The sequence below is a fragment of the Pseudomonas flexibilis genome (assembly GCF_000802425.1).
GTDB lineage: Bacteria > Pseudomonadota > Gammaproteobacteria > Pseudomonadales > Pseudomonadaceae > Serpens > Serpens flexibilis.
The window spans coordinates 167,688-186,437 of sequence record NZ_JRUD01000024.1 but is presented as its reverse complement, the minus strand read 5'-3'; the positions used below and the strand labels follow the sequence as shown (position 1 = coordinate 186,437).

General features: G+C 67.7%; 16 protein-coding genes. 8 read left to right on the top strand and 8 right to left on the bottom strand.

What is annotated here, in order from left to right; all coding sequences use genetic code 11:
* Window positions 1–63 precede the first annotated feature (63 nt).
* The 6 genes from ilvD to SF06_RS15015 form a co-directional block, all read right to left on the bottom strand.
* On the bottom strand, window positions 64–1,902 hold the full coding sequence (ilvD, locus tag SF06_RS15040; protein ID WP_039562370.1) for a dihydroxy-acid dehydratase: 1,839 nt from the start codon (window positions 1,900–1,902) through the stop codon (window positions 64–66).
* 244 nt (window positions 1,903–2,146) lie between these two features.
* Window positions 2,147–3,001 carry an ABC transporter permease gene (locus SF06_RS15035; protein WP_027588729.1) on the bottom strand — a complete coding sequence of 285 codons (855 nt, stop codon included), beginning with the start codon at window positions 2,999–3,001 and terminating at the stop codon, window positions 2,147–2,149.
* Between the two features lie 3 nt (window positions 3,002–3,004).
* A complete protein-coding gene (locus SF06_RS15030; protein ID WP_234702714.1) occupies window positions 3,005–4,258 on the bottom strand; it encodes an ABC transporter permease in 1,254 nt (417 codons plus the stop codon).
* 43 nt (window positions 4,259–4,301) lie between these two features.
* Window positions 4,302–5,372, bottom strand: a complete 1,071-nt coding sequence (locus tag SF06_RS15025) for an ABC transporter substrate-binding protein (protein WP_027588727.1) — start codon at window positions 5,370–5,372, stop codon at window positions 4,302–4,304.
* 39 nt (window positions 5,373–5,411) lie between these two features.
* Window positions 5,412–6,530 (bottom strand): ABC transporter ATP-binding protein, encoded by a 1,119-nt coding sequence (locus SF06_RS15020; RefSeq protein ID WP_027588726.1) that lies wholly within the window; start codon window positions 6,528–6,530, stop codon window positions 5,412–5,414.
* Between the two features lie 121 nt (window positions 6,531–6,651).
* The gene (locus SF06_RS15015) at window positions 6,652–7,848 is read right to left on the bottom strand and encodes a class I SAM-dependent rRNA methyltransferase (protein WP_039562367.1); all 1,197 of its coding nucleotides are present in this window, start codon (window positions 7,846–7,848) and stop codon (window positions 6,652–6,654) included.
* Between the two features lie 167 nt (window positions 7,849–8,015).
* Between SF06_RS15015 and SF06_RS15010 the strand changes: the two genes are divergently transcribed.
* From SF06_RS15010 to SF06_RS14975, 8 genes are all read left to right on the top strand, one after another.
* On the top strand, window positions 8,016–8,894 hold the full coding sequence (locus tag SF06_RS15010) for an HDOD domain-containing protein (RefSeq protein WP_027588724.1): 879 nt from the start codon (window positions 8,016–8,018) through the stop codon (window positions 8,892–8,894).
* A gap of 50 nt (window positions 8,895–8,944) precedes the next feature.
* Window positions 8,945–9,757 carry a bifunctional DNA-formamidopyrimidine glycosylase/DNA-(apurinic or apyrimidinic site) lyase gene (mutM, locus tag SF06_RS15005; protein WP_039562366.1) on the top strand — a complete coding sequence of 271 codons (813 nt, stop codon included), beginning with the start codon at window positions 8,945–8,947 and terminating at the stop codon, window positions 9,755–9,757.
* A gap of 47 nt (window positions 9,758–9,804) precedes the next feature.
* On the top strand, window positions 9,805–10,383 hold the full coding sequence (locus SF06_RS15000; protein WP_027588722.1) for a lysophospholipid acyltransferase family protein: 579 nt from the start codon (window positions 9,805–9,807) through the stop codon (window positions 10,381–10,383).
* Between the two features lie 71 nt (window positions 10,384–10,454).
* Window positions 10,455–10,778, top strand: coding sequence for a hypothetical protein (locus SF06_RS14995; RefSeq protein WP_027588721.1), 324 nt, complete (start codon window positions 10,455–10,457; stop codon window positions 10,776–10,778).
* Between the two features lie 183 nt (window positions 10,779–10,961).
* Window positions 10,962–12,761: a Na/Pi cotransporter family protein gene (locus tag SF06_RS14990; RefSeq protein WP_139326703.1), complete on the top strand. Its 1,800-nt coding sequence runs from the start codon at window positions 10,962–10,964 to the stop codon at window positions 12,759–12,761.
* Window positions 12,762–12,863: 102 nt separating this feature from the next.
* Complete coding sequence (locus SF06_RS14985; protein WP_039562365.1) at window positions 12,864–14,270, top strand: aspartate aminotransferase family protein; 1,407 nt, start codon at window positions 12,864–12,866, stop codon at window positions 14,268–14,270.
* A gap of 22 nt (window positions 14,271–14,292) precedes the next feature.
* Window positions 14,293–15,660 carry a glutamine synthetase family protein gene (locus tag SF06_RS14980; RefSeq protein ID WP_039562362.1) on the top strand — a complete coding sequence of 456 codons (1,368 nt, stop codon included), beginning with the start codon at window positions 14,293–14,295 and terminating at the stop codon, window positions 15,658–15,660.
* A 112-nt stretch (window positions 15,661–15,772) separates the two neighbouring features.
* Window positions 15,773–16,270, top strand: coding sequence for an acyl-CoA thioesterase (locus SF06_RS14975; RefSeq protein WP_037008239.1), 498 nt, complete (start codon window positions 15,773–15,775; stop codon window positions 16,268–16,270).
* A 3-nt stretch (window positions 16,271–16,273) separates the two neighbouring features.
* Here the strand turns inward: SF06_RS14975 and SF06_RS14970 are convergent, their stop codons facing one another.
* Together SF06_RS14970 and SF06_RS14965 are read right to left on the bottom strand one after the other, a co-directional pair.
* Window positions 16,274–17,884 carry a GGDEF domain-containing protein gene (locus SF06_RS14970; RefSeq protein WP_052199839.1) on the bottom strand — a complete coding sequence of 537 codons (1,611 nt, stop codon included), beginning with the start codon at window positions 17,882–17,884 and terminating at the stop codon, window positions 16,274–16,276.
* A gap of 5 nt (window positions 17,885–17,889) precedes the next feature.
* On the bottom strand, window positions 17,890–18,744 hold the full coding sequence (locus SF06_RS14965) for an endonuclease/exonuclease/phosphatase family protein (protein WP_027588716.1): 855 nt from the start codon (window positions 18,742–18,744) through the stop codon (window positions 17,890–17,892).
* Window positions 18,745–18,750 lie beyond the last annotated feature (6 nt).

Sequence of the window (18,750 nt, the reverse complement as noted above, 5' to 3'; positions counted from 1 at the left end):
TGGGGTAGGTCTAAACGACGAGCCCGGCATCATGGGCCGGGCTCGTTGATTCACGCGGGGCGATCAGCCTTCCAGCATGGCCTTGTTGCGCACCGCGCCCTTGTCGGCGCTGGTGGCCAGCAGGGCATAGGCCTTGAGGGCGGTGGATACCTTGCGGGCACGCGGCTGGGCGGGCTTCCAGCCCTTCTTGTCCTGCTCGGCGCGGCGGGCAGCCAGCTCGTCATCGGACACCAGCAGGTTGATGCTGCGCTGCGGGATGTCGATGAGGATCTTGTCGCCGTCCTTAATCAGGCCGATGGCGCCGCCGGACGCGGCTTCCGGCGAGGCGTGGCCGATGGACAGGCCCGAGGTGCCGCCGGAGAAGCGGCCGTCGGTGAGCAGGGCGCAGTCCTTGCCCAGGCCCTTGGATTTCAGGTAGCTGGTCGGGTAGAGCATTTCCTGCATGCCCGGGCCGCCCTTCGGGCCTTCGTAGCGGATGATCACCACGTCGCCGGCCTTCACTTCGTCGCCGAGGATGCCCTTCACGGCGGCATCCTGGCTTTCGAACACCTTGGCGGTGCCTTCGAACACGTGGATGGATTCGTCCACGCCGGCGGTTTTCACCACGCAGCCGTCCAGGGCGATGTTGCCGTACAGCACGGCCAGGCCACCTTCGGTGGAATAGGCGTGCGCCACGGAGCGGATGCAGCCTTCGGCGCGGTCCAGGTCGAGGCTCGGCCAGCGGGTGTTCTGGCTGAACGCGGTCTGGGTCGGGATGCCGGCCGGACCGGCCTTGAAGAACTCGTGCACGGCCGGGTCACTGGTCTGGGTGATGTCCCACTGGGCGATGCCCTCGGCCATGGTCTTGCTGTGCACGGTCGGCACGTGGGTGTGCAGCAGGCCGCCACGGGCCAGCTCGCCGAGGATGGAGAAGATGCCGCCGGCGCGGTGCACGTCTTCCATGTGGTACTTCTGGATGTTCGGCGCCACCTTGCACAGCTGCGGCACACGGCGGGACAGACGGTCGATGTCGCGCAGGTCGAACGCTACATCCGCCTCCTGGGCGGCGGCCAGCAGGTGCAGGATGGTGTTGGTGGAACCGCCCATGGCGATGTCCAGGGTCATGGCGTTCTCGAAGGCCTTGAAGTTGGCGATCGAGCGCGGCAGGGCCGATTCGTCGCCCTCGCCGTAGTAGCGCTGGCACAGCTCGACGATCAGGCGGCCGGCGCGCAGGAACAGCTGCTCGCGGTCGGCGTGGGTGGCCAGGGTGGAGCCGTTGCCCGGCAGGGCCAGGCCCAGGGCTTCGGCCAGGCAGTTCATGGAGTTGGCGGTGAACATGCCCGAGCAACTGCCGCAGGTGGGGCAGGCGCTGCGCTCGTACTCGGCGACCTTCTCGTCGGAGCAGGAGCTGTCGGCGGCGACCACCATGGCGTCCACCAGGTCCAGGCCGTGGGCGGACAGCTTGGTCTTGCCGGCTTCCATCGGGCCGCCGGAGACAAACACCACCGGAATGTTCAGGCGCAGGGCGGCCATCAGCATGCCGGGGGTGATCTTGTCGCAGTTGGAGATGCACACCAGCGCGTCGGCGCAGTGGGCGTTGACCATGTATTCCACGGAGTCGGCGATGATTTCGCGGCTGGGCAGCGAATACAGCATGCCGTCGTGGCCCATGGCGATGCCGTCGTCCACGGCAATGGTGTTGAATTCCTTGGCCACGCCGCCGGCCTTCTCGATCTCGCGGGCGACCAGCTGGCCCAGGTCCTTCAGGTGCACGTGGCCGGGCACGAACTGGGTGAAGGAGTTGGCGATGGCGATGATCGGCTTCTTGAAGTCTTCGTCCTTCATCCCGGTGGCGCGCCACAGGGCGCGGGCGCCGGCCATGTTGCGGCCGTGGGTGGAGGTTTTCGAGCGGTAATCGGGCATGACGGGGTCCTGCTGAAGGCTAATCGGCGCGGCACGGCTGGCCGCATTGTTCTGCGTAGGGTGAGCGCGACAGGCGCCGAAGGGCAATCAACGGTGACGAGTTGCCGAGGACGGGGGGCCTGGTGGTCGAGCGGGATCGCCGCCGACCGGGCCACGCGGGCTCACGGGTCCGCCTGGATGGACAGGATGCCCGGGATTCTAAGCCCATGCACCGCGCGGGCGGAAGCCACTGAGCGCCGCCCGGTCAGTCGGCGGGGGCCAGGCGCAGGCGCGCGGCGCGCCGGCGCAGCAGCTCTATGGTCACCAGCAGGGCGATGGAGAACAGGATCAGCAGGGTGGCGATGGCCAGAATGCTCGGATTGATCTGCTCGCGCAGCCCCGAGAACATCTGCCGCGGAATGGTGCGCTGCTGCGGCCCGGCGAGGAACAGGATGACCACCACCTCATCGAACGAGGTGATGAAGGCGAACAGCGCGCCGCTGATCACTCCGGGCCGGATCAGCGGCACGATGATGTCGAAGAACATGCGCCACGGCGTGGCGCCCAGGCCCAGCGCGGCGCGCGCCAGGCTGTAGTCGAAGCCGGTCAGCGCGGCGGTCACGGTGATCACCACGAACGGCGTGCCCAGCGCGGCATGCGCAAGGATCACCCCCAGGTGGGTGCCGGCCAGGCCCAGGCTGGAATAGAAGAAGAACATGCCGGCGGCGGTGATGATCAGCGGCACTATCATCGGCGAGAGCAGCAGGGCAGTGATCAGCCGGCGCATCGGCATGTCGGCGCGCGCCAAGCCGAGCGCCGCACAGGTGCCCAGCACGGTGGCCAACGCCGTGGCGAAGAGGCCGATGATGAAGCTGTTCCTGATCGCCAGGCGCCAGCGCGGATCGCTGAACACCTGCTCGTACCAGCGCAGCGAGTAGGCCTCCGGCTGCAGGGTGAGCATGCCTTCGGTGAAGCTGAAGAACGGCTCGACGTTGAACGACAGCGGCACGATCACCAGGATCGGCAGGATCAGGAACAGCAGCACCAGCCAGGCGCCGAGTCTCAGCAGCAGACGCCCCAGGTGATGCCAGAAACCGTAGTACGCGGGTGTGCTCGCCATGCGCTACCCCAGTCGTATGTTGCCGGCGCCGACCAGGCGGTCGTACAGCCAGTAGAGCAGCAGGATCAGCGCCAGCAGCAGCGAGCCCAGCGCGGCGGCCAGCTCCCAGTTGTTCGAGCGCTGCATGTGGAAGGCGATGATGTTGCTGATCATCTGCCCGTCGGTGCCACCGACCAGTGCCGGGGTGATGTAGTAGCCCACCGAGATGATGAACACCAGCAGCGTGCCGGCGCTCAGCCCCGGCAGGGTCATCGGGAAGTAGATGCGTGCGAACGCCGGCAACGGCCGGGCGCCCAGCGACAGGGCGGCGCGCAGGTAGCTGGGGTCGATGCCGCGCATCACGCTGTACAGCGGCAGGATCATGAACGGCAGCAGGATGTGGGTCATGGCCACCACGGTGGCGAACGAGGTGTAGAGCATTTCCAGAGGCTGGTCGAGCAGCCCGCTGCCGGTCAGCAGCGTGTTGATCACCCCATTGGTCTGCAGCAACGCGATCCAGGCGGTGGTGCGCACCAGCAGCGAGGTCCAGAACGGCAGCAGCACCAGGACCAGCAGCAGGTTGGCGCGGTGCTCGGGCAGGCTCGCCAGGTAGTAGGCCAGCGGGTAGCCGAGCAGCGCGCAGAGCAGGGTGATGACCAGCGCCAGCTTGAGGGTCTTGGCGTACAGCTGCAGGTAGATCTGCGTGTCCTGACGGACCCGCAGGCCCTGTTCGGCGTCCACTTCCAGGTCCAGCGCGGTCAGGTAGTAGTCATAGGTGTAGACGCGGCCGGCCCGCTCGATGGCCCGCCACAGTTCCGGCTTGCGCCAGTTGGCGTGGCTGTCCAGCAGCGTGGCCACGCCCTCCGTGGCCAGCGCCGGCTCATCCAGCCGGCCGAGGCGCCGCGCGGTGCTCTTCACCACGCTGGACATGCCGGCATAGGCGCGGTTGAACTCCTCGGCCAGGCGCCCGGACTGGCGCTCGCGGTTCAGCGCGTACAACTCCTCGACGAACCGTTGCAACGCCGGCTCGCCGGGCAGGCCCTGGCCATCCCACTGGCGCAGTTCGACCAGGGTGTGCGGAATCATCTCCGCCACCGCCGGGTGGTACAGGCTGCGCCACAGCATGCTGCCGATGGGCACCACGAAGCTGAGCAGGATGAACAGCAGCAGCGGCAGCACGAAGGCCAGCGCCAGCAGCCGCTTGCGGCGGCGCACGACGGCGGCCTGGCGGGCTTCGCCGGCGGTCAGGGCATGCAGTAGCGCGCTACGACTGGGCATGGCGTCTCCCTGGCCCCGCCGCAGGCGGCGAGGCCGGCACGGTTCAGCGCAACAACCACTCGTTGAACTTCTCGCCCAGCGATTCGCCGTAGTCGGCCCAGAACTCGGAGCCGGCCTGGATGCCCTGGTCCAGGTGCGCGGTCGGCAGGTGCGGGGTGGCGCTCTGGTCGGCCAGTGGCATGGAGGATTTGCGGGTCGGGCCGTACGCCACGTCGGGCATGCCGGCCAGCGGCTTGGAGCCGGTGGCATAGGCGATGAACTTCAGCGCCAGTTCCTTCTTCGGCGAGCCTTTGACGATGGCCCAGGCGTCCAGGTCGTAGACATGGCCGTCCCAGACGATCACGAACGGCTTGTTCTCCTGGCGGATGGCGTCGTAGAAGCGCCCGTTGGCCGACTGCACCAGCACCGCGCCGCCGTCGTTGAGCAGTTGCGGCGCCTGCGACCAGGAGTCGAACCACACCAGATCGTTGCGGATGCTGTTCAGCTTGTCGAAGGCGCGCTGCTGGCCCTCGGCGGTCGCCAGCACCTCGTAAACATCCTCGGGCGCCACGCCGTCGGCCATCAGCGCCCACTCCAGGTTGACCTGCGGGCGCTTGCGCAGCGCGCGCTTGCCGGGAATCTTCGCGGTGTCGAAGAAATCCTCCAGGCTGGCCGGCTTGGCGCCGCCGATGGTGCGCTCGTTGTAGGCGAACACCACCGACCAGACAATGTTGCCGACCGCGCATTCGCTGGCCAAAGCCTCGGGGATGAAATCCTGGGCGGCCGGCGTGCCATCGACGCCGGGCGGCAGGATGTCGCGCGGAATGTCCTCCAGCAGGCCCTCGGAGCAGGCGCGCTCCAGGTCGATGACCTCGAAGTCGACCACATCCCACTGGATGTTGCCGGACTCGACCTGCGCCTTGATCTCGGCCACGCCGCCCGTGTAGTCCTCGAACAGCACGCGCACGCCGGTCTCCTTCTGGTACGGGTCGATGACGTGCTTCTTCTGCGCCGCGCCGTAGGCGCCGCCCCAGGACACCACGGTGAGCGATTCCTGGGCGAGTGCGGCGCCGCTGCCGGCGGCGAGCGCCACGGCCAGGAGCAGATGGGGCAGGTGTTTCGGTGGTCTAGCCATTGCGGTGACTCCTTGGCCGGGAGGCCGTGTGGGGGGTAGTCAGGGCGTCGTGGCGACTGCCGGTCGGTCCAGCGCCTGGCTGTCTTCCGGCAGCCAGGCCAGGGTGACCTCTTCCCGTGCGCGCAGGTGCGGTGCCGAGCCGTCGTTCAGGCTCTTGACCACCAGCGGCGTGCCGCCGGCGGTGGTGAAGTGGTAGCGGATGAATTCGCCTACGTAATGGCGATCGACGAAGCGGGCCTGGATGCGGTTGCCGACGGCGCCCAGGCGGTCAGTGAAGGTGAGCTTCTCGGGGCGTACCGAAACGGTGGTGGCGGCTCCCGGCGTGGTGCGATTGGCCTTCAGGGTGCGCACCCGCGTGCCGTCGTCCAGGCGCACGCTGACGCTGTCGGCTTCGACCGCCTCGATGACCCCGCCAAGCTTGTTGCTCTCGCCGATGAAGTCGGCGACGAACAGGTTGGCCGGCCGCTCGTAGAGGACGTTGGGGGGCGCGCACTGCTGTACCACGCCCTCGTTGAACACGGCGATGCGGTCGCTCATGGTCAGCGCCTCGGTCTGGTCGTGGGTCACGTAGATCACCGTGAACTCCAGCTGCGCGTGTAGACGCTTGATCTCGAACTGCATCTGCTCGCGCAGCTTCTTGTCCAGGGCGCCCAGCGGTTCGTCCATCAGGACGATGTCCGGGGCGAAGATCAGCGCACGCGCCAGCGCCACGCGCTGCCGCTGTCCCCCGGAGAGCTGCGCCGGATAGCGCCCGGCGAATCCCTGCAGCTCGACCAGCGCCAGGTATTCGTCGACCCGCGCGCGGATCTCGGCGGCCGGCCGTTTGCGCAACTTGAGCGGGTAGGCGAGGTTCTCGCGGAGGGTCATGTGCGGGAACAGCGCGTACTGCTGGAAGACCATGCCGATATTGCGACGGTAGGGCGGGATGCTGGTGATGTTGCGGCCGTTGATGAGGATCTCGCCGCTGGTCACGTCCTCGAAGCCGGCAAGCATCATCAGGCAGGTGGTCTTGCCGGAGCCGGAAGGGCCGAGCAGGGTGATGAATTCGCCGCGCGCCACCTCCAGGCTGAAGTCCTTCACCACCAGCGTCTGCTGGTCGTAAGTCTTCTTCACGTTGGAGAAGGTCAGGAACGCCGTATCCGCGCCGTGGCTCGCCATGATCCGTCATCGCCCTCAGGCTGCCGGCAAGCCGTGCCGGCAGCGGTCCGTTTCCGGCTAAGACTAGACCAGCGACGCCGGCGCGCCTCGGGCTCGCTCCGAGGCGCAGCGACAGGGTGGATCAGGCGTTGGGCAGGATCCGGCAGGTCAGGCTCTTGATGTAGCGGGTTTCCGGGATGGCCGGATGCACCGGATGGTCCGGGCCCTGGGCACCGCGCTCGAGCAGTTGGATGTTGCGGTCCAGGTGGCGGGCGCTCTGCAGCAGGATGTTCTGCAGATCGTCCTCGGGCAGGTGCATGGAGCAGCTGGCGCTGACCAGGATGCCGTCCTTGTTGAGCATGCGCATGGCCATCTCGTTGAGGCGGCGGTAGGCAGCCTCGCCGTTCTTCAGGTCCTTCTTGCGCTTGATGAACGCCGGCGGGTCGGCGACCACCACGTCGAAGCGCTCCTCGGCGGCCTTGAGCTCCTTGAGGGCGGCGAACACGTCGCCTTCCACGCAGGTGACCTTTTCGGCCACGCCGTTCAGCGCGGCGTTGCGTTCCACGCCGTCCAGGGCGAAGGCCGAGGCGTCCACGCAGAACACCTCGCTGGCGCCGAAGGCGGCGGCCTGCACGCCCCAGCCGCCGATGTAGCTGAACAGGTCGAGCACGCGCTTGCCCTTCACGTAGCCGGCCAGGCGGGCACGGTTCAGGCGGTGATCGTAGAACCAGCCGGTCTTCTGCCCGGCCAGTACCGGCGCCTGGAACTTCACGCCGTTCTCTTCCAGGTCGACCCACTCGGGCACCACGCCGAAGGCGGTGTCCACGTAGCGCTCCAGGCCTTCGGCGTCACGGGCGGCGGAGTCGTTCTTGAACAGGATGCCGCGTGGCTTGAGCACCTGCACCAGCGCCTCGATCACCGCGTCCTTGTTGCGTTCCATGGTGGCACTGGCCAGCTGCACCACCAGGTGGTCGCCGAAGCGATCCACCACCAGGCCGGGCAGGAAGTCGGAGTCGCCGTACACCAGGCGGTAGCAGGGCTGCTCGAACAGCCGCTCGCGCAGGCTCAGGGCCACCTGGATGCGGTGCACCAGCAGGGACTTGTCCAGCGTGTGGCCGGTGTCGCGCGACAGCAGGCGCGCGCAGATCAGGTTGTTCGGGCTGACGCCGACGATGCCCAGCGGCTTGCCGTTGGCCATTTCCAGGATCGCCTGGTCGCCGGGCTGGAAGCCGTTCAGCGGCGTGGCCGACACGTCCACCTCGTTGCTGTAGACCCACAGGTGGCCGGCGCGCAGACGGCGTTCGGCATTGGCTTTGAGGCGTAGGCTGGGCAGGGACATGGGCGCGGCTCCGAGTGGGGGGCGGGCATTATACAGGCCCTGCATGCCGGGCCGCGCGCCGGTGTGCCGTAGGCCCGTATGCCCGGACATTCAGTGACATAACATCAGAGCGCCAGCCCCGCCGAGGCAGGATAAAATGCCGCGCATCTCTCTTCGGACTAGCCGCCATGTCGCCTGAAATCTCCACCGAACAGCTTCGGGGCATCCTGCAGGGCATCAGTGTTCCGCCCCAGCCGCAGATCATGGTCGATCTGCAGATGGAGCAGATGCAGCCCTACCCGGACGTCAACAACATCGCGCGCCTGATCAGCCAGGACCCGGGCCTGTCCGGCGCCCTGCTGAAGCTGGTCAATTCGCCATTCTACGGCCTGTCCAACCGCATCAGCTCGATCCAGCGCGCCATCAACCTGCTGGGCACCAACACGGTGATCAACCTGATCAACGCCCAGGCCATCAAGGGCGCCCTGGACGACGACGAGATCGTTGCCCTCAACGGCTTCTGGGACAGCGCCCAGGATATCGCGCAGACCTGCCTGATGCTGGCCAAGCGCATCGGCTTCCAGTCGTCGGACGAGGCCTATGCCCTCGGGCTGTTCCACAACTGCGGCATTCCGCTGATGCTTCAGCGCTTCCCCAATTACTTCGAGGTCCAGGAGGAGGCGTATTTCCGCGCGTCAGGGGACAACCGCGTGGTAGACACCGAGAACCGCCTGCTCAACACCAACCATTCGGTGGTCGGCTATTTCATCGCCCGTTCCTGGCGGCTGCCGGAGCGAGTCTGCGAGGCGATTGCCAACCATCACAACGCCCGTTCGATCTTTACCGACGACTCCACCCGGCACACCCAGCTGAAGAACCTGCTGGCGATCCTCAAGATGGCCGAGCACATCTGTGGCTGCTACCGCATCCTGGGCCGCCAGGAGGTGGATCACGAGTGGGAAAGCCTGAGTGCGCTGGTGCTCGACTATGTCGGCCTGAGCGAGTACGACTTCGACAACCTGCGCGAGGCTGTGAAAGAGGCGGGCATCGGCGGCAGTTACTACTGAGCCGTACACCCTCGGTACACTGCCGGCCCGCATTTCACAGTCGTATCGCCATGCCCGAACTACCCGAAGTCGAAACCACCCGCCGCGGCATCGAGGCGCACCTGCTCGGTCAGCGTGTCAGCCGCGTGCTGGTGCGCGAGCGCCGACTGCGCTGGCCGATTCCCGAGGATCTCGACGTGCGCCTGTCCGGCCAGCGCATCCTGCGGGTCGGCCGGCGCGCCAAGTACCTGCTGATCGAGGCCGAGGCCGGCACGCTGATCGTCCACCTGGGCATGTCCGGCAGCTTGCGCCTGGTGGAGCAGGGCCTGCCCGCCGGTCGCCACGAGCATGTGGACATCGAGCTGGAGTCCGGACTGGCGCTGCGCTACACCGACCCGCGCCGCTTCGGCGCCCTGCTGTGGAGTCCTGAACCGCTGCAGCATGTGCTGCTGCAGAAGCTCGGCCCGGAACCGCTGACCGAGGCCTTCGACGGCGCCCGGCTGTTCGAGCTGTCACGCGGCAAGACCATTGCGGTGAAGCCGTTCATCATGGACAACGCGGTGGTGGTCGGCGTCGGCAACATCTACGCCAGCGAGGCGCTGTTCGCCGCCGGCATCGACCCGCGCAAGCCGGCCGGCACGATTTCCCGGCCCCGCTACGAGCGCCTGGCCGCCGAGATCAAGCGCATCCTGGCCATCGCCATCGAGTGCGGCGGCACTACGCTACGCGACTTCGTCGGCGGCGACGGCAAACCCGGCTACTTCCAGCAGGAGCTGTTCGTCTACGGACGTGCCGGAGAGTTCTGCAAGGTCTGCGGCGGCACGTTGCGCGAGGTGCGTCTCGGCCAGCGTTCCAGCGTGTACTGCGGGCGTTGCCAGCGCTGAGCCGCGCATTATGATGGCCACCTGACAAGAAGAACCGAGGTCGTTGGATGTCCGGTAATTTCCTGCCGCCCAATCCGTTCGCCGAAACACTGGGCCGCTGCGTGCTGAAACTGATGGGCTGGCGGGTCGAAGGCCAACTACCGGCGCTCGACAAGTTCGTGATGATCGGCGCCCACCACACCTCCAATTGGGACTTCGTGGTGTTCATCGCCGCCAAGTTCGTGCTGCGCGTCAACGCGCGCTGGTTCGGCAAGCACAGCATCTTCCGCTGGCCGTTCCGCGGCATCCTGCGGCGCTGGGGCGGCATTCCCATCCGCCGCGACCAGGCGGCCAACGTGGTTGAGCAGGCCGTGCAGAGCTTTCGCGAGCACGCCCAGTTCATCCTGATCCTGTCTCCGGAAGGCACCCGCAAGCGGGTGGAGCGCTGGAAGACGGGCTTCTACCATATCGCCCGCGGCGCCGGGGTGCCGGTGGTGCCCGGCGCACTGGACTACGTGAACAAGCGCATCGTCATCGGCGCGCCGTTCTGGCCTACCGGTGACGAAAAGGCCGACCTGCGCAGCCTGCTGGCGTTCTTCAAACCCTACGTGCCGAAAAAACCCGAGTACGCGTTCCACGGCGATTGAAGGGCGTCACGCTGGCGCACGGGTGAGCGAGCTATAGTCGCGGCACCCATCACCCGCCGAAGGACCGCCCCATGACCCCGTTTCGCTCCCTGGCCGCCGCCCTGGCGCTGACCACCGGGCTGCTGAGCCTGCCGGCCCAGGCCAACCCCAGCGGCGACCCCCTCTACAACGCCGATGCCCCACCGGCCTACGCGATGATCGGCGACCTGCTGATCGCCCGGCCGCTGCTGATCGCCGGCACCGTCATCGGCACCGGGGTGTTCATCGTCAGCCTGCCGTTCACCCTGCTCGGCGGCAATGTCGGCGACGCAGGCCAGGCGCTGGTGGTCGAGCCGGCCAAGGCCGCCTTCGTGCGCTGCCTGGGCTGCACCGAGAGCGGCTACAAGCGCGACTGATCCGCCACGCACGTTCCGCCGCCCAGCGCACTTAGCCCAAAGCCTACGCGCCCGCTCTGGCCGGGCGCTTCCCGCCCCGACACTTCCCGGCTAGGCTGTGCGTCGCCCGTTTCGTGGGCGTTCCTTTTTCGGCGGATTGGCGACGTGAAGCAGTATTCGAAATCCCTTCTCATCCTGGCGGGCATGGCGGCCCTTGGCTGGTCGTTCTGGTCCAGTTCGGGCTGGCTGCAGCTGTGCGCTGGCCTGGCCCTGTTTCTGTTCGGCATGCAGTGCCTGGAGGAAGGGCTGCAGGAGCTGGCCGGCGGCAAGCTGGAACAGCTGCTCGGGCGCAGCACCTCGACGCCCTTCCGAGCCCTGTTGTTCGGTACCGGCGCCACCTTCCTGCTGCAGTCCAGCACCCTGGTGTCGCTGCTGACCATCGCTTTCCTGAGTACCGGCCTGATCCAGCTGGCCGGCGGCATCGCGGTGATCTTCGGGGCCAACCTGGGCGCCACCAGCGGCATCTGGTTGCTGGCCATGGCCGGCCAGAACCTCAGTCTGTCGCCGCTGGCCCTGCCGCTGCTGGTGTTCGGCGTGCTGGCCAGCTTCACCGGCCCGGCCGGCAAGGGCGGTGGCCGCATCCTGCTGGGCATCGCCTTCATCTTCCTGGCCATCGACCAGATCAAGGGCGGCTTCGCCAGCTTCGGCGATGCCATGGACCTGACCGCCTACAGCGGCGGCGGCTTGCTCGGCACGCTGCTGTTCACCGGCATCGGCATTGCCATCACCGTGGTGCTGCAGTCCAGCCACGCCACCCTGATGCTGACCCTGGCGGCCCTGGCCGGCGGCCAGGTCGGCCTGGAACAGAGCCTGGCGATCGCCATCGGCTCCAACGTCGGCAGCGCGGTGACCACCGGCGCCATGGGCATGCTGGGCGGCAACCGCAGCGGTCAGCGCCTGGCCCTGGCCCACGTCATCTTCAACGTCAGCAGCGCCCTGGTCAGCCTGACGCTGTTCGTGCCGCTGACCTGGCTGGTGCTCTGGGGCACCGGCCTGCTCGGCCTCGGCAATAACAGCCTGATCCAGCTGGCGCTGTTCCACACGCTGTTCAACGTGCTGGGCGTGCTGCTGTTCTGGCCGTGGCAAAAGGCGTTCGCCGAGCTGCTGGCGCGCCTGCTGCCCGAGTTACCCGAACCGCGCGTGTTGATCACCGAGATGGCGTCCGCCCAGGCGGAACCGGAGCGCACCCGTGCCCGCTACCTGGTGGAGGGCGCGCTGAACTCCGCGGATGCCGCCGCCAGTGCCGTGGCTCAGGAGCTGCAGCACCTCGAACGCCTGAGTCTGGAGGTGATCTGTCACGCCCTGTACCTGCCGGTCGATCAGCTCTATGGACCGCAGATAGACGAAGCACTGGTCGCCGCGCGCCCGGACCTGCACGGACTGGATGCCGACGGCCTCTACCAACGGCACATCAAGGGCGTGCATGCCGACCTGCTGAGCTTCATGGGCCGCCTCGACCTGCCCCTGGACGAACCTCACCAGGCCTTCTGGATCTCCGGCCAGGTCGCCGCCCTGCAGCTGGTGGATGCGGTCAAGGATGCCAAGCACCTGCAGAAGAACCTCGGTCGTCACCTGGGTCGCGAGGACTCGGCCATGCGCCGCGCCTATGTGGAACTGCGCCGGCATCTGCTCAACGCGCTGCGCGAGGTGAATGAGCTGAACCGCTCCAACCTGCCGGAGGCACAGTGGAACGCCCGGCTGCGTCTGCTCGACGACACCGCGGCGAACTTCGACGCCCGCTTCCGTCAGCGGCTGTTCGCCGGCATCCGTTCCGGGGAGCTGGACGGCCTGCAGACCAGTTCGCTGATGAACGACCTCGGCTACACCAGCCGCATCATCCAGAGCCTGCGCAACGTCCTGCTGATCAGCGAGGGTCACGAGCTGTCCCGCCAGTTGCGCGCCCTGTTCGGCCAGCAGCAGGAACCCCTGATCCAGCTATCCTGATCGCCGGGCCGGGCGTCGCCGCGACGCCCGGCCGGAAGCGAGCGCTTGACAGCTCCCGGTGGCGCTCCCAGCATGTGCAAAAAAACGCACGAGGCGTTCAAAATGACTGCCAGTGGGATTGCCGACTCCGCCGTTGAACGCTTTGCCGCCCGCGAGCGGCAGCGTTTTCTCGATAGCCATCCCGCCAGCGTTCGGCTGGCCGAGCGCGCGCGCCACAGCCTGTATGGCGGCGTGCCCATGCACTGGATGAGCGACTGGTCCACCCCGGCGCCGCTGTTCGTGGCCGAGGCGCGCGGAGCTCGCCTGCTCGACGTGGACGGCCATGAATACCTGGATTTCTGCCTGGGCGACACCGCCAGCATGTTCGGCCATTCGCCGGCGCCCATCGCCCGCGCGCTGGCCGAGCAGGGTGCCCGGGGACTGGCCACCATGCTGCCCGGCGAGGACGCCGTGCGCGCCGGCGAACTACTGGCCGGGCGCTTCGGCCTGCCCTGCTGGCAGGTAGCCGGGTCGGCCAGCGACGCCAACCGCTTCGTGTTGCGCTGGGCGCGAGCCATCACCGGCCGCAAGGTGATTCTGGTGTTCGACGGCTGCTACCACGGCAGCGTCGACGAAACCCTGGTGCGCGGCCGCGAAGGCCGCACGGTACATCGCCCCGGGCTGATCGGCCAGGCACGCAACCTGACCCAGCACACCCGCGTGGTGCCGTTCAACGACCCGGCCGCCCTGGAAGCCGCTTTGAGCCAGGGCGACATCGCCGCGCTGCTCTGCGAACCCGCGATGACCAACATCGGCCTGGTGCTGCCCGAGGCGGGCTTCCTGCAGCAGGCCCGCGAGCTGACAAGCCGTTATGGCAGCCTGCTGATCCTCGATGAAACCCACAGCCTGTCGGCCGGCCCGGGTGGCTGCACCCGTGCCTGGGGCCTGAAGCCGGACTTCCTCACCCTCGGCAAGGCGATTGCCGGCGGTGTGTCCTGCGCCGTGTACGGTTTCAGCCGCGCCATGGCCCAGGCCATGCAGCTGGCCCAGCAGCATGCCCGCGAGCCGCTGGCCGCTCCGGAGATCAATGGCCACGGTCACAGCGGCATGGGCACTACCCTGGCGGCCAATGCGCTGGCCATGCACTGCCTGCGGGTCAACCTGGAGGAGGTGATGACCGACACCGCCTACCAGCGGATGCTGGGCAGTGCCGCGCAGCTGGCCGAGGGACTGCGCGATCTGTTTGCCGCCCACCGGCTGGACTGGACGACCAGCGAGCTCGGCGCACGCTGCGAGTTCCAGTTCCGTGCCCACCCGCCGCGCAATGGGGCCGAGGCCGAAGCCGCCTTCCACGACGCGCTGCAGCAGGCGCTGCATCTCTACCTGATCAACCGGGGCGTGCTGATCACTCCCTTCCACAACATGCTGCTGTGCAGCCCGGAAACCGGACCCGACGAGGTGCAGCGCCTGCTGGGCGCGCTCGACGAGGGCCTTGGTGAGCTGCTGGCACTCCCCGGCGCCCGAGGCTGAACCGGAGCGGACAGGAGGTCCCATGCGTTTTGCCGATCCCGCGGAGGCCGAAGCCTTCCTTGCCACGCATCCCGAGGTGCGCCTGATCGAACTGTTCCTCATCGACAGCAACGGCGTGCCCCGCGGCAAGCTGCTGCACCGCGACGAGCTGCTGGCGATCTACCGCGACGGTCGGCCGCTGCCCAGCACCATCCTCGGCCTGACCATCAACGGTGAGGATGTCGAGGAGACCGGGCTGGTCTGGGAAGTCGGCGATGCCGACTGCTGGAGTTATCCGCTGGCGGGCAGCCTCTGCCTGCAGCCCTGGCGCACTCAGCCCACCGGCCAAGTGCAGGTCAGCATGCATCCCGACCAGGGCCGCCCGGCCAGCCACGCCGACCCGCGCCACGTGCTGGCTCGGGTCGTCGAGGCGCTGCAGGCTGACGGCTATCAGCCAGTGATGGCGGCCGAGCTGGAGTTCTACCTGCTGGATCGGCGCGAGGATTCGCAGGCCGAGCCGCAGCCGGCCCGCCAGGACAACGGCCTGCGCCCGCAGAGCGTGCAGGTCTATGGGGTCTACGAGCTGGAGCAGCAACAGGCGTTTCTCGATGACCTGTACGCCGCCTGCGAGGCACAGGGCCTGCCGCTGCGCACGGCGATCTCCGAGTACGCACCGGGCCAGCTGGAGCTGACCCTGGAGCATCGCTTCGATGCGTTGCAGGCGATGGACGAAGCCGTGCGCTACAAGCGCTTGGTCAAGGGCGTGGCGCATCGGCACGGCAAGCAGGCCTGCTTCATGGCCAAGCCGTTCGCCGCACGTGCCGGCAACGGTCTGCACCTGCATGTCAGCCTGGCCGACGCCGCAGGACGCAACCTGTTTGCCAGCGAGCATCCGGCCGGCACGCCGCTGCTGCGCCAGGCGCTGGCCGGCATGCAGGCCACATTACTGGAGTCCCTGGCGCTGTTCTGCCCGCACGCGAACTCGTTCCGACGCTTCCAGGCCCACAGCTACGCGCCGCTGAACTGCAGCTGGGGCGTCAACAACCGCACCGTCAGCCTGCGCATCCCCGGCGGCCCGCCCGCCAGCCGGCATGTCGAACACCGCATCTGCGGCGCCGACGCCAATCCCTATCTGGCGGCCGCGGCGGTGCTGGCCGGCGCGCATCTCGGCCTCCGCGAACGCCTGGATCCCGGCGAGCCAGTGACCGGTAACGGCTATGCCCAGGACCAGCCCGCCTTGCCCTGCGACTGGCTCAGCGCACTGGACAGCCTGGAGGCCTCCGCCTGGGCGCGGCAGGCGCTCGGAGCCGATTATCTGCGTGTCTACCTGGCCATCAAGCGCGAGGAGTACCGGCAGTTCATGGCCGAAGTGGGCGAACAGGACTGGCGCTGGTACCTCGGGCAGGCGTGACGGCTGGCCGGCATGACAGCCCTATAAGACTGATAGGCAATTGACAGGCGACAGAATGCCGCACCTCAGGTATTGTTCCGCCCGTTTTCCGCAATAGAGCTGGTGTACCACGATGGACTACCCCGCCGGAGTCTCCGAACTCTCGATGTCGGTGCTGATGACCCCCGACAAGGCCAATTTCTCGGGCAATGTGCACGGTGGCGTGCTGCTCAAGTACCTGGACGAAGTGGCCTACGCGTGCGCCAGCCGCTACGCCGGCCGTTACGTGGTGACCCTGTCGGTCGATCAGGTGATGTTCCGCCAGCCCGTGCATGTCGGTGAACTGGTGACCTTCATGGCCTCGGTGAACTACACCGGCCGCACCTCCATGGAGATCGGCATCAAGGTCATCACCGAGGACATTCGCCAGCGTTCGGTACGCCACACCAATAGCTGCTTCTTCACCATGGTGGCGCTCGACAGCAGCGGCAAGCCCACCGCCGTGCCGCCGCTGGAACTCAAGACCCGCGAACAACGCCGCCGGTTTGCCCAGGCCGAACAGCGCAGGCGCATCCGCGCCGAGCTGGAGCAGCGCTACAAGGCGCTGCGCGAAGGCCAGCCGGACCTCTGAGCCTCAGGGGTCGGGCGACTCCGCCAGACCATCCACCACCAGGCGGTTGCGCCCCAGCTGCTTGGCCCGATACAGGGCCAGGTCGGCACGCTGGAAAACCTCGTCGGCCGCCTCTTCATCGGGGCCAAAGCAGGCCAGACCGGCGGACAGGGTGACTGGCAACCGCTCACCCTTGAAGTGGAAGGGACAGGTCTGGATGCTCGACAGCAGGTCCTCCAGCAGCAGGCGGCCGGCAGGCAGATCGTAGCTGGGCAGCAGCAGCACGAATTCCTCGCCACCGTACCGTGCAAGGAATCCACCCGTCGGCATGCGCCGCTTGATGATTTCCGCGATCAGCTTGAGCACCTTGTCACCGGCCAGGTGGCCAAAGCGGTCATTGACCTGCTTGAAGTGATCCACGTCCAGGACCGCCAGTGCCAGCTCGCCGCCCTGTTTGCGCCGGCGCTCCAGCGCCTGCTGTACCTCGGCGTTCCAGGCCGTGCGGTTGGCCAGCCCGGTGAGCGGGTCACGCAGCGCCTCGCGCCGCTGCTCGTTGAGCTGGTCGCGACAGACCTCCGCCTCGCGCTCGAGCTCCATGATGCGCGTCGACAGTTGCTGCAACGATGCCGTCAGGGCCAGGTCGCGCACCTCGCGCTGCGAACGCTGCTCGGCAAGCCCATCCAGCAGCGCCTCCAGCCGACAGGAGATGCTCTGCTTGAGGGCCTCCAGGTCCGTCGCACCGCTCACGGCCGCCTGCATGTCGTCCACCTGGCGCCGCAGCGACTGGTCGAGATCCTCGGCCAACGCGGAGCCCTCCGCCCTCTCGGCGCCAAGGCTTTCCAGGCCGGTCTGCAACTGAGCCAGGCGTTCGTTGAGTCCGGTCAGGAAATCCAGCAACTGCAGCTGATCTTCGCCCGCCTCGAGTACCAGCTCGCCCAACCCATCGACCAGGCCGATCAGCGCGTCCGTCTCGACCTCGCCGTGCAACCGCCCGAGCAGCCGGCGCAACTGGATCTGGTACTTCATGGGCAACGCCGACTGGCTGAGCAGGGCGCGCAAGACCTCGGCGAAACCATCAATCAGGGGCTGTGGCGTGATAGCGAGGACCGGGGTGGCCTCCTGGCTGCCCAGCAAACGCTTGAACAGGCCCGCCGACGGGTTGCGCTGGGCGAGTGAGTGTTCGATCACCTGCCACTGCAGGTCGCCGAAGGCCTTGTGCAGCGCCACCAGTTCGACCTGCTGGGGGAGCGCCCCGGTCAGGTTGCGGGCAAACTCGCCGATGGCCTCGCGCAAGGCCGGTGGCAGCGACTGCCCCTCCAGGCGTGCCACCTGGGCGGACAGCGCCACCAGTTCCCGGCTCATGCGACTGGCTCGCAGGTATTCGCTTTCCGCCAGCACGTTTTCCAGGCGGGGCAGCAGGGCGCGCAGACCGGACAGCGTTTCCTTGCCGCGTAGCGCCTGGCGCAGATCGCGCAGGCACAGCTCGATGGCCGGCGCAGGATCACGGATGGCCAGGGTGCAACGCACCAGGGTGCGGCGCAGCAGGTCGATTTCGGTCAGCAGCGCCTGTTCGCGCAGGCGCTGCTGCTGTTCAAGGGACGGGTGGGCAGTCTGGCCGTCAAGGGTGCGCGTCATGCGGGTCACTCGCGCCGCTGGGGAAGCTGGTCGACCGAACCGTGCGGCAGACGAATGTCCACCGCCACCGGCAGGTGGTCGGAAATCGGCGCGTCCAGCACCTCGACCCGCTCCAGCCCCAGCTCCGGGCTGAGCAGGATATGGTCCAGACAACGCTGCGGGCGCCAGCTGGGGAACGTGGCGCACACCTGGGGAGCGATCAACCCGAGATCACGCAGCGGCGAATGCTCGAGCAGCTCCACCGCCTGGGTATTCATGTCGCCCATCAACACCATGTGACGGAAGTCGCCGAGCAGTTCGCGGATGTAGGACAGCTGGCGGGTGCGCGCGCGCGCGCCCAGTGCCAGATGCATCATCACCACCGCCAGGGCGTCCGGACCCTCGCCGAAGCGCAGCAGCATGGCGCCGCGCCCGGCGGGGCCGGGCAGCGGATGGTCTTCCAGATGCTGCGGGCGCAGGCGGCTGAGCACGCCGTTGCTGTGCTGGGCGAAACGACCGAGGTTGCGATTGAGCTGCTGATACCAGTAGGGGAAATCGCCGAGCTGCGCCAGGTGCTCGACCTGGTTGACGAAACCCGAGCGCAGACTGCCGCCGTCCACCTCCTGCAAGGCCACCAGGTCGTAATCGGCCAGCAGCTCGCCGATGCGCTGCAGGTTCATCCCGCGCCCGGCGTGTGGCAGCAGGTGCTGCCAGCCGCGGGTCAGGTAGTGGTGATAGCGCTGGGTGGAAATGCCCACCTGGATGTTGAAGCTGAGCAGGCGCAGGCGCCCGTCCGCCGGCAGGCCCGCGGGCTTGCCGCTGCGGGGATTGACGCGCGGTTCACGTTGCGAAGGAGCTCTCACGATACGCTGTCTGAGCATGATCGG

Bases quoted from the DNA above. Each gene is read 5' to 3' on its own strand.
- ilvD (WP_039562370.1), bottom strand. From the start codon at position 1,902: ATGCCCGATTACCGCTCGAAAACCTCCACCCACGGCCGCAACATGGCC.
- SF06_RS15035 (WP_027588729.1), bottom strand. From the start codon at position 3,001: ATGGCGAGCACACCCGCGTACTACGGTTTCTGGCATCACCTGGGGCGT.
- SF06_RS15030 (WP_234702714.1), bottom strand. From the start codon at position 4,258: ATGCCCAGTCGTAGCGCGCTACTGCATGCCCTGACCGCCGGCGAAGCC.
- SF06_RS15025 (WP_027588727.1), bottom strand. From the start codon at position 5,372: ATGGCTAGACCACCGAAACACCTGCCCCATCTGCTCCTGGCCGTGGCG.
- SF06_RS15020 (WP_027588726.1), bottom strand. From the start codon at position 6,530: ATGGCGAGCCACGGCGCGGATACGGCGTTCCTGACCTTCTCCAACGTG.
- SF06_RS15015 (WP_039562367.1), bottom strand. From the start codon at position 7,848: ATGTCCCTGCCCAGCCTACGCCTCAAAGCCAATGCCGAACGCCGTCTG.
- SF06_RS15010 (WP_027588724.1), top strand. From the start codon at position 8,016: ATGTCGCCTGAAATCTCCACCGAACAGCTTCGGGGCATCCTGCAGGGC.
- mutM (WP_039562366.1), top strand. From the start codon at position 8,945: ATGCCCGAACTACCCGAAGTCGAAACCACCCGCCGCGGCATCGAGGCG.
- SF06_RS15000 (WP_027588722.1), top strand. From the start codon at position 9,805: ATGTCCGGTAATTTCCTGCCGCCCAATCCGTTCGCCGAAACACTGGGC.
- SF06_RS14995 (WP_027588721.1), top strand. From the start codon at position 10,455: ATGACCCCGTTTCGCTCCCTGGCCGCCGCCCTGGCGCTGACCACCGGG.
- SF06_RS14990 (WP_139326703.1), top strand. From the start codon at position 10,962: ATGGCGGCCCTTGGCTGGTCGTTCTGGTCCAGTTCGGGCTGGCTGCAG.
- SF06_RS14985 (WP_039562365.1), top strand. From the start codon at position 12,864: ATGACTGCCAGTGGGATTGCCGACTCCGCCGTTGAACGCTTTGCCGCC.
- SF06_RS14980 (WP_039562362.1), top strand. From the start codon at position 14,293: ATGCGTTTTGCCGATCCCGCGGAGGCCGAAGCCTTCCTTGCCACGCAT.
- SF06_RS14975 (WP_037008239.1), top strand. From the start codon at position 15,773: ATGGACTACCCCGCCGGAGTCTCCGAACTCTCGATGTCGGTGCTGATG.
- SF06_RS14970 (WP_052199839.1), bottom strand. From the start codon at position 17,884: ATGACGCGCACCCTTGACGGCCAGACTGCCCACCCGTCCCTTGAACAG.
- SF06_RS14965 (WP_027588716.1), bottom strand. From the start codon at position 18,744: ATGCTCAGACAGCGTATCGTGAGAGCTCCTTCGCAACGTGAACCGCGC.